Below are 11,261 nucleotides of genomic sequence, written 5' to 3' on the forward strand. Positions count from 1 at the left end.
GGACGACCGCCGACGTCCCCCGGCGGAGGAGGGCTGCTTGCGCCCCCCGGAGGAAGAAGGGGCTCCGTGCTGTGGCGACACCGTGCGTGCTCCTGTTGGGCGACGAGCACCGCATACCGTGGCGCTCCGAGAACGGCTTTCATTCTCGCAGACGGCGCGCGGTGCCCGACCGAGCGGTGCCGGGGCCGGGGTCGTCCGGGTCCAGGCGGCAGGTGCCGTGTATCCGAGCGGTCGGCGGCGCCGTGCCGAGGTCTCGGTCGGGATGCTGCATGAGACCGCTCAATCCGTATGCTGCAAAGCCGCACCGCCGGCCCGAGGGCCAGCAGACGCGGCAACCACGCTTCGTGTCGCTTCCTCGGCGGTCTGCCTCGGTCGGAGCAGACCGCCGGGCTTGTGACTGGGCTGTCGCGCACCTTCCGAGTCAGCAGCCCAGGCCTCCCGCCTGTGCGGTTGCCAGGTGTCTCGGGGACGAGCGCGGTGTCGGGTCGGAAGCGCGGGCACGCGTCGACGCCGCCGGCGAGGGCCTGGACGCGGGCTGCCCGGGCGGGCGGATCAGCGCAGTCCGGCGAAGAGATCGTTCTCGGGTATGGCCGCGCCGGTGGCGTCCTGGACGCGTACGAAGGTCTCCATGCCCATCAAGTCGCCGAACCTCTCCTTGCCCATCTTGAGGAAGAAGATGTTCTCGCCCTGACTGGCGTGCGCGGCCAACGCGTCGAACTTCTGGCCGCTGAACGCGATGGTGTCCACCCACGTGGTGATCTCATCGTCGGGGAGTCCGATCTCGGCCAGCGCGGCGGCCTCGGCAGGATCCGGCTCCGGCATGTCCTCATGAAACTCGCGCATGATTTCACCGAACCGCTGCATCATCGAGCGAGGCATCGTGGTCCAGTACACCTTCGGTGTCAGCGCGGTCATCTCCAGCGCCGCCATCGTGATGCGGTGGGCCTGGATGTGGTCGGGGTGGCCGTAGAAGCCGTTCTCGTCGTAGGTGACGACCACATCAGGTCGGTAGTGCCGCATGAGTTCCGCGAGTCGGGCCGCGCCCTCCTGCACGGGGGTCTGCCAGAAGGATCCGGGGGCGTCGTTGCTCGGCCAGCCCGTCATCCCGGAGTCGGCGTAGTCCAGCATCTCCAGATCGCTGACCTTCAGCACGTCACAGCTCGCCTCGAGTTCCTGACGGCGCATCGAAGCGACCGCTGCCGGATCGTGCCCGGGATCGCCCGGCTTGACACCCCCCGGTCCGTCACCGCAACGACCGTCGGTACACGTCACGAGAACCGTGCGGATGCCTTCCGCCGCGTACCGCGCGAGGACCCCGCCGGTTCCGGTGGCCTCGTCGTCGGGGTGGGCGTGTACTGCCATGAGCGTCAAGGGCCGGTCAGTCATGAAACAGTCCTCCTGCAGAAATACGTCTTGGTCCGATAGCGCGGCGGGTGTACCGCGATCCCGGGGCCCGGATCCTGGTCGGGCGGACGGACCTTGTGGTCTCCGTGTTCCCCGCCCGTGCGGCGCCGGTCCCTCGGTCCATGTAACCGTGCCGGCCGGACCGGCTGTTCCCGGCGCGGCCGCCTGGCCTTCCAGGCGCCGGCGTTCCGACGCGAACGAGCTACAGGCGCGACCTGTATGTCTCAGCGCCACGTCGGAACGACTTCCCGACCCCACAGCTCTGGTGTAGGGTCACTGAACGTTTTGTCCCTGAAGTAGTGTTTGGTGGCTTTGGTGGGTCCGGTTGGCCTGAAATTGCTCGGGCAGAAGTCCTCGCTGAGGCAACCTGTCTGATCCCAAGGCGTCCCCGATTGACGCCTCTTGCGCCTTGGGGAACGAGTCTGCAGGACGGTACCACCGAAACACGGGACGACAACGGCCGTATCCCAGCGACCTGTCCGACGCGCGTTGGCGCCTACTGGAAGCCGCATTCACAGCCTGGCGGAGCGAAGAGGCAGGGGCCTGGACATCGGACGGCCGCCCGAACGTGACCTGCGCCGCATCATGGACGCCGTCCTCTATGTCGACCGGAACGGGATTCCATGGCGCTGTCTGCCGCACGACTTCCCACCGTTTTCTGTGGAATCAGCGGTGTCAAGCGGTGTGCTTGTGCATGACGTCGAGGTAGTGCCGGTCGCGGTGTAGGACGTGGTCGTCCCGGCCTGGGAGGCTGAAGACCGCGCAGACGTCGGCGGGCTGGGTGAGGATGCTCGACTGCCGACCGAAGGTGAGGACGCTGTTGACCTCATGCAGGCAGCCTGCGATGTCGAGGGCTGTGATGAGTTCTTCGCGCTGAATCGTTGCCGCGTAGGTCCCGGACTCGGGCAGGACGAGACGTGGGAGCTTCGCGGTCGAGCCGGGCGAGAGGTTGACCCAGAGGCCGCTGACCCGCCGCTGGGTGACGACCAGCCTCAGTCCGTCCCAGGAGTAGGGGTAGCCGTCAATGTCGGGCCCTTTCATGAGGATGGCCGGGTGCGGACGTCCCGGGCCGAGAAGATCTTCGGCGTCGGCCAAGGGCATCCCGCAGCGAAGCGGTCCGATCCGGCCGGTGCGGGCGAAGTCGACGAGCACGTCCATCAAGGTCACGACAGTGACTGTGGCACTTTCGGGAACCTCTTCGCACTCCGATATCAGCGCCGCGTTGAACCCGGCCCGCTTTGGCGGACTTCAACGAGCGGCAGGAAGCGAGCTGTCGTCGGTGCGTCGAGTTCGCGTGCTGTAGGACGTGCGGGCGTCGGCTTCTCGGCCAGTTCCCGGCCGGAGAGGTGGGATGTGGGTCACCGCCGACCAGGCGCTGCGGTGGCCGGCGAAGGTGGCGATGGCGTGCAGTTCCCCGCCCATCCGGGCCGGATCGGTCAGGCTCAGATGCCGCGTGGTGTGCGTTGAGAATTGGGGCAGATCAGCAGCCAGCGCGGGGCGCCGGACCACCTTCGACAGGTCCAAAGAGCCGTCGGCCGGCCGTAGTCGCGGCGTGACTCCGACAGGAACAGCGGGCCGCGGGCCCGGCTGATCGTGACCCTGTGCGCGAGGTAGCCGGACAGCAGCACCCCGCTGGCCGCTGAGTACGGGACCACGCGCTCGCGCCTGGTCTTCGTGGTCTCGGCGCGGATCCGCAGCGTCCGATGCGCTGGGTCGAGGTCGTCCGTCCGCAGCGAGCACAGCTCCTCGCGCCGCGGGGCGGTGTCGTAGGCGAGGGCGAGCATCACCCGGTTGCACACCGTCTCGTCACGCACGAGGTCCAGCAGGCCGAGCCACTGCTGTTCGCGCCGAACTCCCGGCCGGGCGCGTAACGGCCGCGGCCGACCGGGTTCGGCTCGCGCAGTCCCTCCTCGATGAGGTGGTCGTAGAACAGCCGCACCGGCACCAGCCGTTGTGAGCGTCGCGGTCACCAGGCCGACCCCGGAGTCCGGCGCGACGACGTCGGGGCCGCGACGGCTCGGCCGTGAGCTCAGGTCCTCCACAAACGCGGCCACGTGCAGTCGGTTCGCGGTAACCGGGTCGACGCCATCGCGCTCGCAGACCAGCAAGTATCAGGATGGCTGGACTTGGTCGAAGAGAGCGAGGGCTTCGGCGGGGTCCGGGCTCACGAGGCGTTCCAGACCGGCCGTCGTGATCTTCGCCCACCTGCCGGCCCGTGCCCACATCTGTTCCTCGAAGGCGCGGACGGTTTCGTCCAGATCTCCGGGGCCGGTGGCGATGGACTCGGCGAGTTCGGCGCCTTCCAGCATCGCGAGGTTCGCGCCCGCCCCCAATGGGGGCATCAGATGGGCGGCGTCGCCCAGGAGCGTCACCCCGGGGACGTGGGTCCAGGTGTGGGACACGGGTAGGACGTAGAGGGGGCGGTGGACGAAAGCGGTGCCGTGGCGGAGGAGGCCGAGGACGGGAGCGGCCCAACCGTCGAACAGGGCCAGCAGGCTCGATCGCACGGCCTCGTCGTCGGCCACGTCCAGGTTCATGTGCCAGTCCAGCGGCGCGCGGAACTTGGCGTGCACCTTGACGTGGCCGCCGCTGTTGCGCTGGGCGACGAGGGAGCGGTTGACGCCGTACGCAGCCACGGAACCGTCGCCGATCAACCCGGCGAGGTCGGGGTGGCGGGTGTCGACGTCGTCGAGGGAGGCCTCGACCGAGGTGACGCCGGTGTAGTGCGGCGTCACCGACGAGACTGCCGGGCGGATCCGGGACCAGGCGCCGTCCGCGCCGACCACGAGGTCGAACGTCTCCTGTCGCCCGTCCGCGAAATGGACCCGTGCGCCATCCCGGGTCCCCGGCACCACCTGCGTCACGCTCCGGCCCCACTGGACGTCGAGAGGGCCGAGCAGCAGGTCACGAAGTTGCCCGCGGTCGATCTCGGGATTGGCCCGCTCATCTGGACGGGGTCGCCAGTCGCGCAGGACGGTCCCGTCCGGGTCCAGGATGCGCATGGCCTGCCCCTCGGGGCGGGACAGCGCCTGGAACTCCGCCAGCAGCCCGGCCTTGTCCAGCGCGAGCTGGCCCAGCCCTTCGTGCAGGTCCAGCGTGCCGCCCGGGGGGCGGGCGTCGGGGGCGGGATCGCGCTCGAGGACGGCGACGGAGTGGCCATGGCGGTGCAGGACGCGTGCGAAGGTAAGGCCGCCGGGACCGCCCCCGACCACAGCGATGCGTTGTCTCATGTCGATACACTGTATTGGGCCGTTACGATGCATCGCAACAGTACAATGGCACCATGACTGTGTGGGACCGGCCGGAGCCGCCGCCTCGCCCCGTGCCGCTCGACCGGGAGCGGATCGTCGCCGCCGCCATCGCGCTGGCCGACGAGGGCGGGCTGGAGGCGGTGTCGTTGCGCAAGGTCGCCGCCCGGCTGAACGCCGGCCCGATGCGGCTGTACGGATACATCTCCACCAAGGAGGAGCTGTTCGACCTCATGGTGGACGAGGTCCAGGCCGAGATTCTCCCCGAGGAGCAGCCCGGTGACTGGCGGGAGGCGCTGCGCATCCTCGCCCACCGCACCAGGCAGGCCGCCCTCCGGCACGAATGGCTGGCCGACCTGCTCGGCGGCCGCCCGACCCTGGGCCCGAACGGCCTCGCCGTGACCGAGGCCACGCTGGCCGCCCTCGACGGCCTCGCCGACGTCGACACCGTCATGCGCGCTGTGGAGACTGTCAGCGCCTACTTCACTGGCGCGATCAGGCGCGAGATCGCGAACCTGCGGGCCGAGCGCGCCACGGGCTTGTCCAAGCGCGACTGGCAGCGCGCCTCCGGCCCGCATGTGACGAGGATGTTGGCCACGGGCCGCTTCCCGGCGCTGGCCAAGGCCGTGTACGACGGCACGGACGTGGACGCCGAGACATCCTTCGCGACCGGCCTGGACTGGGTCCTCGACGCCGTGGCCGCCAAACTCACCCAGCCGCCGGCGTGACGCTCAGCTCTTGCCGAGTGTGAGCGAGGTCGGGGTCGGTGTCCACGGGCCGTGCGGGCTTGCGCCGCCACCACTTCATCACCTTGGTGCCGCCGTCGGGGCGCGGGGAGCGTTCCGTCGCCGAGGCGGCACCCCCGTTGCGACCCCGAGGCCATCGAGATCGACGATGACCTCGGCTCCACCCTCTGCGCCGCCGACGAGCGCGACACCGTGCCCGCCGAGGCGGTCGCCGCCTTGCTGGGCTGCGGCAACCCCACCTTGCTGCAACGGCATCTGCTGGCAGGCCGGTTCGATGCACCACTCCGAGAGGTGGCATCGGGCAACCCAGCGGCGCGGCACGTACGCTCCTCGAACTGGTGGTCAGCCCAGACGTAGCTTTCGGGCAGCAAGTCGCGGTGACCGAGATGGCCAGAGGCTCACGGGTGGGACAACGTCGGCCGCGGGCCGATACCGGACCAGGCCAGCGCCTGCCTACACGCGGGGTACTGCCGCCGGGCAGTGCGTCAGCACGGTGGCGCCCCGGGAGCGGGTGCCGGGCCTGCCGGCTCAAGTGGTGGTGGGCCAGGTCCGCAGCAACGTCTTGATCTTCTCGGCGGTGCAGGCAGGATCAAGGAGCAGGTCCTTGAGGGCGACTGCATCCGAGCGGGCGGGCTTGACGGGGATCCCGGCGGCTTCGAGGTACATGACGCCGGTTGCCGCGGCGACTGCCATGTTGGAGCGCTCGAGCCAGCGGCATCGGCCCAGCGTGTGCACCAAGGCGGCGGCTTTGGCGTAGGGGCCGCTGTAGATGGGCTCCTCGAACAACTCGCCCCGGTGACGGGCGACTGCTGAGAGGGGGACACCGTAGTCCTCGGGGGCCGGATCGTTCGCCCCGGCTGCCTCGGCGACCTGCAGGATCCAGGCAACGTCGACGTGCAGGTCCATCAGGCCGCGCGACCTCCCCTGGGTGCCTGCTGGGCTTCCTCAGCCTCATCGAACACCGCCTGGTGCTCGGCCAGGAATCGGGTGGCCGCATCGACCGCCCGGGCCCGGAGGCCACTGGCATCGTCCTGCACGAGCCGGGCGAGATAGTCGCCGATGCTCAGCCCCAGGTCGGCGGCGCGTTTCTTCGCGAGATCCGCGACGTCCTGGTCCACGCGAGCGCCGAGTTGTGTCTTGGCCATGCCCGCATGGTAACGGCTGTTACCATACGTGGTCGAGCCCGAGAAGGACATCGCCCGGAGGCCGGCATGGCGCAGCGGACGAAGGCGTCGCAGAGGGTTCGTGCCTCGGCCGGTGCGGCTGCCTGCGAGCGGGTACTTGGCCCGTATGAGGCGGTCCTCGCCCCCGGCATCGGTCCTCGCCCCCGGCATCGCGGGCGACGCGTTCGGCATGGCGGGCGACGCGTTCGGCTTCGTGGACCTGGCCATCGTCTGCCTCCTCCTCTTCGCCGTCGGAGGCCACTCCTGACCGCCGGCCGGACCCCACCGAAGAAGACCACCCCCTGACATCGGAGAGACAATCTCATGGGCGCCACCCACTCCACCCCCCAGGTCCGGGTCGTGCACAGCGACCAGTACGACAGCGACACCCCCCAGACCCCGGGGCTGTTCCGGGAGGTCGCCTTTGACGGGCGCAACCCCGACGCGGCCCACCTGTCGGCCTTCCGCAGCACCGTCAAGCCAGGCGCCGCCACCGGCCCCCACCACCACGGCGACCAGGAGACGGTCCTGTACATCGTCAGCGGCACGGCCCGCTTCCGATGGGGCGACAAACTGGAGAACGCCGCGGAGGCCGGACCCGGCGACTTCGTGTTCGTCCCCGCGCACATCGTCCACCAGGAGATCAACGCCTCCACGGAATCCGAGACGGTCTGGGCCGTGATCCGCTCCGGCGTCGACCCCATCGTCGTGAACCTGCCCGAACTCGACGAGTACGCCGAGCCCGCGGCGGTCGACTACACCCACCCGTGACAGATGCGTCGTCCGGCCCGCACGGGCGGCCCTGACAGGCCCCGGTAGGGAGTTCCGAGATAATCGAACGATTCGGGCACGAGGCAGCCGTCCGGAGCCGTAACGGTCAGCCTGGGGAACCGCGAAAATGAGGACTCGTTACCAGTCTGCGAGGCGGCAGACAGCGAGGGCGAGTGCGGCTCCTGCCACTGTCAGGCTCATACGGACGCCGGCCAGTCGCCAGTCGTCGGTACCGTGCTCCTTGGTGAAGAACAAGGCGACAATGGTCAGACACAGCGTCCACCAACCGTAATGGGCGGCCCCGGCCAGCTGCATGGCACAGACCGTCAGCGCGATGACAACCGCCCGTTCCGCCAACGTCAGCGGTGGTGTCAGCAGCAGTGCGGCGGTCATGCCCCCGCCGATCGTCCCTACCACGCGTGACAGCGCCCGGCGGCGCAGTGTCGCGGTGTCAGGCTTGGCTACGCGCAGTGCTGATGTCGCCAGCCATACGGCATGGGGGACTGGCAAGATCCAGGCCGTGGCGACGCCGAGGACGCCAGTCGCCGCAAGCGTGCTCGCATAGCGTGCCCCCTCGCGCCAGCGAACTCGCAGATCTGTCAAACAGGCCCTAAGCGAAGGCCCCGACGCCGGGGCCGTGCCGGCGATGACGACGCCCTGCCACAAAGCGCCTGCGGCGAAACCGGCCGCGTACTCCCACCACTGGATCGCCGCGGCGAGATTGATCCCGGCCAGCAGGAAGGCCAACGCCGACATCGCAGCAGCCATCCGCAGCGGGCCGTCCACGACTTCCCACAGACCTTGTGCCACAGCCAAAACCGCGGTACCCGCCAGCAAGGCCGGAAGAACCCGAACTGCCAGGAGACCCGCCGCCGAACTGGCGCTGAGCCCCACTGCTCCGGCAAGAAGAAGCGCGCCACGCGGCCTGCTGGACAGCCGGGAAAACGAGGCCACTATCAAGTACGCCCCAAACGAGCCGGCGACCCCCAGGATCACCCGACCTGCCCAGGCTGCGGCCACGAGTGGTGCCACAAGCGCCGCTGCCCTTGCTCCCGCAACCGCACCCACTGCGAGTTTCCCGGGGCAACTAATCCGAGTGATCACGAGCTGTCCACCGCGATCAGCAAGACCTTCCCGTCGACATTTCCCGCTGGATGGGTGTGCTTTCCGTCGAAGATAGTGCCCCGGCTTTCGGAGTGCCGCTCTCCGCGCTTCAGGAATCGGTGAAATAGTCGCAGATCTGTGGATCAACTGCTCCGCTGGACGGGAGTGGGCGACGGGTCTCGCCTTGCGAGTGCAGTTCCAGTCCCCAGGAATAGGCTGCCATTTGCGCGGCCACTGCCAGTCCACGCCGCGGCACTCCGGCGACTCACTGTACGTCGTCGCCCGCCGGCCAACTCGGCAGGAGCCTGCGTATGTCCTCGAATCCCACACCGGCCGACGCCCCTAGGAAGCGTGGACGGCAGGCGAAGATGTTTGCGGCCCTCTCGGTTCCGAACTTCCGCCGTTACGTCGCCGGTCAAAGCCTCAGCCTGGTCGGCACATGGGTCGAGACCGTTGCCCAGGCACTTCTCGTACTACGGCTAACACATTCCGGCACCCTTCTCGGCTTGACAACCGCGGCACGGTACGCGCCGCTCCTGCTGCTTTCCCCGTATGCGGGACTCCTGGTCGACCGCTTCCACAAGCGACGTGTGCTGCTCGCCACACAGGCCGGCCTCGGGCTGGTCTCCGCGCTCCTCGGTACCAGCGTGCTGACGGGTTCGGTCAGGTTGTGGCAGGTGATCGTCCTGGCCGTGGTGTTCGGAATGTTCAGCGCAGTGGACAATCCAGCACGGCAGGCCTTCGTCCAGGAGTTGGTCGGACACGACCTCGTCCGAAACGCCGTCACGCTCAACAGCACCTCCGTCAACGTAGCCCGGGTCATTGGTCCAACCATTGCGGCAATGCTGGTGAGCACCGTCGGCATCGGCTGGTGCTTCGTGGCCAATGCGGCCAGTTTCGGTTTCGTCATTGCCTCCCTTCTCAGCCTCGACGTCCACGCCTTGCATCCGAGCGCACCCGTCCAGCGCGCCCGCGGCCAGTTCCGCGCGGGCCTGCACTACGCTGCCTCGAAAACGGCTATCATCCGCCCGCTGCTCATGATGGCCCTCGTGGGAGCCTTTACCTTCGAATTCGAAGTCAGCCTGCCGCTCCTTGCCGAGCACACCTTCCGCGGAAGCGAAACCACGTACAGCTGGCTGCTTGCCGCGCTGGGGGCCGGAGCGGTGGGCGGAGGGCTTTACGCCGCGTATTCAGCCCGCACCGGAGTGAAGCGTTTGACCAAGGCGTCCATCGCCTTCGGAATCGCGGTCGGCCTGGTCGCCGCCGCTCCCAACGTCGCCACTGCCGTCGCAGCATGCGTGCTGGCCGGTGCGGCCAGCATCATCTTCCTGACGACAGGAAACTCCACCATCCAGCTCGCATCCGAGCCTGACTACCGTGGCCGGGTAACGGCCCTGTGGTCCACGGCGCTCGTCGGGAGCACCCCGATCGGCTCGCCGATCATCGGCGCGCTCTCCGACGCGGCCGGCACTCGCTACGCGCTCCTGCTCGGCACCGCCGCGTGCCTCTGCGCCGCGGTCATCGGCAGCTGGCCCTCCAAGCCCCTGTGTGATTGCGGGGTTCGCAGTTGATGCGTTGGGTGGGGTGTGAGCTGGGGTGTTGAGGCTTGCCTGAGAAGGTCGTGGGTGCGTTCTGGGTGCCTGCGGCAGTGGTAGTCGGCCGTGTGGACTGGGGCTGCTCGGAGTTGGCTGACAACGGTGTGGTGTTTGAGGAAGTGCTCGGCTTTGTGCTCGTAGCGGTGGTGTGGGCGGCGGCAGCCGGCGAGCCGGGTCATGGTGCGTTCGATGGTCCGCCGGTGGCGGCCCAGCCGCTGCGAGGACTCGATTCCCCTGCGGGCGATGCGGTGGGTGATCCCACGCTGCCGTAACCATCGCCGCAGGTGGTCGTAGTCGTACCCCCTGTCGGCGTGGAGCCTGCCCGGCTTACGCCGTCGTGGGCCGCGGCGAGAGCGGATCGGCGGTATACCTTTCACCAGCAGGATCGGGGCCTGACTGTCGTGCAGGTTCGCCCCCGGGATCCCGACGGACAAGGGCAGACCGGTCCGCCCGGTGACCAAGTGGATCTTCGAGCCCCCGCATGTTCACCGAGCCGATCGAACAGCGGGACCAGTCGAGCTCGTCGCGGGAGCCGAGCTCGTCCAGGACCAGGCGACGGAGCTTGGCCCACACCCTGGCCTTCGCCCACTCGGCGAAGCGTCGATGAGCCGTGGCGCCCGACGGCCCGAACGACGCCGCCGGCAACTGCTGCCACGTGCAGCCAGACGTGGCCACGAACACGATCGCGGCCAGCACCTCCCGGTCACCATGCCGCCGACGTCCACCACCCTGAGGCCGCACCGGCGCCTCCGGCACCACTCGCTGGAACAGGTCCCACAACTCGTCCGGCACCAGCCGCTCAACGATCACCACTACGGCCGACAGCCCACCCGGGCAGCCAAGTGAGATGCCGTCACCGACGGAACACCCCGCGTCGGCGAGGTGGACTGCGCCGCGATGCTGGACAAGGTGTCTCCGTGTGGAACACCCGCGTCGGCGGGGGAGGACGAAGTGTTGGGGATCGCGGCGGTGTTGTCCGCCGGGACACCCCCGCTTCGGCGAGGGGATGCTGCCCGGCTCCAAGGAGGCCGGAACACCCACGGCTACACGTGGGCGCTGATCACGCCGACTCTTTCCGTTGTGCCGCCCGCCAGAACTGGGACAAGAAAGCCCCTGCCCGGCGACCGGCCGGGGCGTCGCTCCGGCGCCGACAGGCCTTCGCCGGTGGTGTGTCCGTTCGGTCTGGGTGCGCCGCTGAGCAAGCTCTTCGATCTTGATCGTTCCTTTAAC

General features: G+C 68.9%; 11 protein-coding genes and 3 pseudogenes. 6 read left to right on the forward strand and 8 right to left on the reverse strand.

The window, feature by feature from the left end; translation table 11 throughout:
• Positions 1–552: 552 nt before the first annotated feature.
• Positions 553–1,386: a PIG-L family deacetylase gene (locus AB0L59_RS28435; protein WP_365589056.1), complete on the reverse strand. Its 834-nt coding sequence runs from the start codon at positions 1,384–1,386 to the stop codon at positions 553–555.
• A gap of 427 nt (positions 1,387–1,813) precedes the next feature.
• Here AB0L59_RS28435 and AB0L59_RS28440 point away from each other — a divergent pair.
• Positions 1,814–2,061: pseudogene (locus AB0L59_RS28440) on the forward strand (transposase); the annotation flags it as partial.
• A gap of 18 nt (positions 2,062–2,079) precedes the next feature.
• Here the strand turns inward: AB0L59_RS28440 and AB0L59_RS28445 are convergent.
• The 3 genes from AB0L59_RS28445 to AB0L59_RS28455 all read right to left on the reverse strand — a co-directional run bounded on the left by AB0L59_RS28445 (position 2,080) and on the right by AB0L59_RS28455 (position 4,634).
• Positions 2,080–2,571, reverse strand: a complete 492-nt coding sequence (locus tag AB0L59_RS28445) for a hypothetical protein (protein ID WP_365589059.1) — start codon at positions 2,569–2,571, stop codon at positions 2,080–2,082.
• A gap of 275 nt (positions 2,572–2,846) precedes the next feature.
• Entirely contained in the window at positions 2,847–3,458 is a 612-nt protein-coding gene (locus tag AB0L59_RS28450; RefSeq protein WP_365589062.1) for a site-specific integrase, read from the reverse strand.
• 57 nt (positions 3,459–3,515) lie between these two features.
• Positions 3,516–4,634 (reverse strand): NAD(P)/FAD-dependent oxidoreductase, encoded by a 1,119-nt coding sequence (locus AB0L59_RS28455; RefSeq protein WP_365589065.1) that lies wholly within the window; start codon positions 4,632–4,634, stop codon positions 3,516–3,518.
• A 53-nt stretch (positions 4,635–4,687) separates the two neighbouring features.
• On the opposite strand from AB0L59_RS28455, the gene AB0L59_RS28460 reads away from it, so the two are divergent.
• Together AB0L59_RS28460 and AB0L59_RS28465 are read left to right on the forward strand one after the other, a co-directional pair.
• Positions 4,688–5,380: a TetR/AcrR family transcriptional regulator C-terminal domain-containing protein gene (locus AB0L59_RS28460; RefSeq protein ID WP_365589068.1), complete on the forward strand. Its 693-nt coding sequence runs from the start codon at positions 4,688–4,690 to the stop codon at positions 5,378–5,380.
• 138 nt (positions 5,381–5,518) lie between these two features.
• Positions 5,519–5,644 (forward strand): annotated as a pseudogene (locus AB0L59_RS28465) (arsenite S-adenosylmethyltransferase); the annotation flags it as partial.
• A gap of 282 nt (positions 5,645–5,926) precedes the next feature.
• Here AB0L59_RS28465 and AB0L59_RS28470 read toward each other — a convergent pair.
• Both AB0L59_RS28470 and AB0L59_RS28475 read right to left on the reverse strand, forming a co-directional pair.
• Complete coding sequence (locus AB0L59_RS28470) at positions 5,927–6,304, reverse strand: fic family toxin-antitoxin system, toxin component (RefSeq protein WP_365589071.1); 378 nt, start codon at positions 6,302–6,304, stop codon at positions 5,927–5,929.
• Positions 6,304–6,543 (reverse strand): hypothetical protein, encoded by a 240-nt coding sequence (locus AB0L59_RS28475; protein WP_365589074.1) that lies wholly within the window; start codon positions 6,541–6,543, stop codon positions 6,304–6,306. The genes AB0L59_RS28470 and AB0L59_RS28475 overlap by 1 nt, the downstream gene beginning before the upstream one ends.
• A gap of 145 nt (positions 6,544–6,688) precedes the next feature.
• Here AB0L59_RS28475 and AB0L59_RS28480 point away from each other — a divergent pair, with 145 nt between their 5' ends.
• Together AB0L59_RS28480 and AB0L59_RS28485 are read left to right on the forward strand one after the other, a co-directional pair.
• Positions 6,689–6,829: a hypothetical protein gene (locus AB0L59_RS28480; protein WP_365589077.1), complete on the forward strand. Its 141-nt coding sequence runs from the start codon at positions 6,689–6,691 to the stop codon at positions 6,827–6,829.
• Between the two features lie 56 nt (positions 6,830–6,885).
• Positions 6,886–7,332: a cupin domain-containing protein gene (locus AB0L59_RS28485; RefSeq protein ID WP_365589080.1), complete on the forward strand. Its 447-nt coding sequence runs from the start codon at positions 6,886–6,888 to the stop codon at positions 7,330–7,332.
• Positions 7,333–7,470: 138 nt separating this feature from the next.
• On the opposite strand, the gene AB0L59_RS28490 is transcribed toward AB0L59_RS28485, so the two are convergent.
• Positions 7,471–8,118, reverse strand: a complete 648-nt coding sequence (locus AB0L59_RS28490; protein WP_365589083.1) for an FUSC family protein — start codon at positions 8,116–8,118, stop codon at positions 7,471–7,473.
• Positions 8,119–8,747: 629 nt separating this feature from the next.
• On the opposite strand from AB0L59_RS28490, the gene AB0L59_RS28495 reads away from it, so the two are divergent.
• Entirely contained in the window at positions 8,748–10,007 is a 1,260-nt protein-coding gene (locus AB0L59_RS28495) for an MFS transporter (RefSeq protein WP_365589086.1), read from the forward strand.
• Positions 10,008–10,144: 137 nt separating this feature from the next.
• On the opposite strand, the pseudogene AB0L59_RS28500 reads toward AB0L59_RS28495, so the two are convergent.
• Positions 10,145–10,844 (reverse strand): annotated as a pseudogene (locus tag AB0L59_RS28500) (transposase); the annotation flags it as partial.
• Between the last annotated feature and the right edge of the window lie 417 nt (positions 10,845–11,261).

The sequence above is a fragment of the Streptomyces sp. NPDC052109 genome, assembly GCF_040680195.1.
GTDB lineage: Bacteria > Actinomycetota > Actinomycetes > Streptomycetales > Streptomycetaceae > Streptomyces.

Excerpts from the sequence above, each read along its gene's own strand:
- AB0L59_RS28435 (WP_365589056.1), bottom strand. The coding sequence starts at position 1,386 with ATGACTGACCGGCCCTTGACGCTCATGGCAGTACACGCCCACCCCGAC.
- AB0L59_RS28455 (WP_365589065.1), bottom strand. The coding sequence starts at position 4,634 with ATGAGACAACGCATCGCTGTGGTCGGGGGCGGTCCCGGCGGCCTTACC.
- AB0L59_RS28460 (WP_365589068.1), top strand. The coding sequence starts at position 4,688 with ATGACTGTGTGGGACCGGCCGGAGCCGCCGCCTCGCCCCGTGCCGCTC.
- AB0L59_RS28470 (WP_365589071.1), bottom strand. The coding sequence starts at position 6,304 with ATGGACCTGCACGTCGACGTTGCCTGGATCCTGCAGGTCGCCGAGGCA.
- AB0L59_RS28475 (WP_365589074.1), bottom strand. The coding sequence starts at position 6,543 with ATGGCCAAGACACAACTCGGCGCTCGCGTGGACCAGGACGTCGCGGAT.
- AB0L59_RS28480 (WP_365589077.1), top strand. The coding sequence starts at position 6,689 with ATGAGGCGGTCCTCGCCCCCGGCATCGGTCCTCGCCCCCGGCATCGCG.
- AB0L59_RS28485 (WP_365589080.1), top strand. The coding sequence starts at position 6,886 with ATGGGCGCCACCCACTCCACCCCCCAGGTCCGGGTCGTGCACAGCGAC.
- AB0L59_RS28495 (WP_365589086.1), top strand. The coding sequence starts at position 8,748 with ATGTCCTCGAATCCCACACCGGCCGACGCCCCTAGGAAGCGTGGACGG.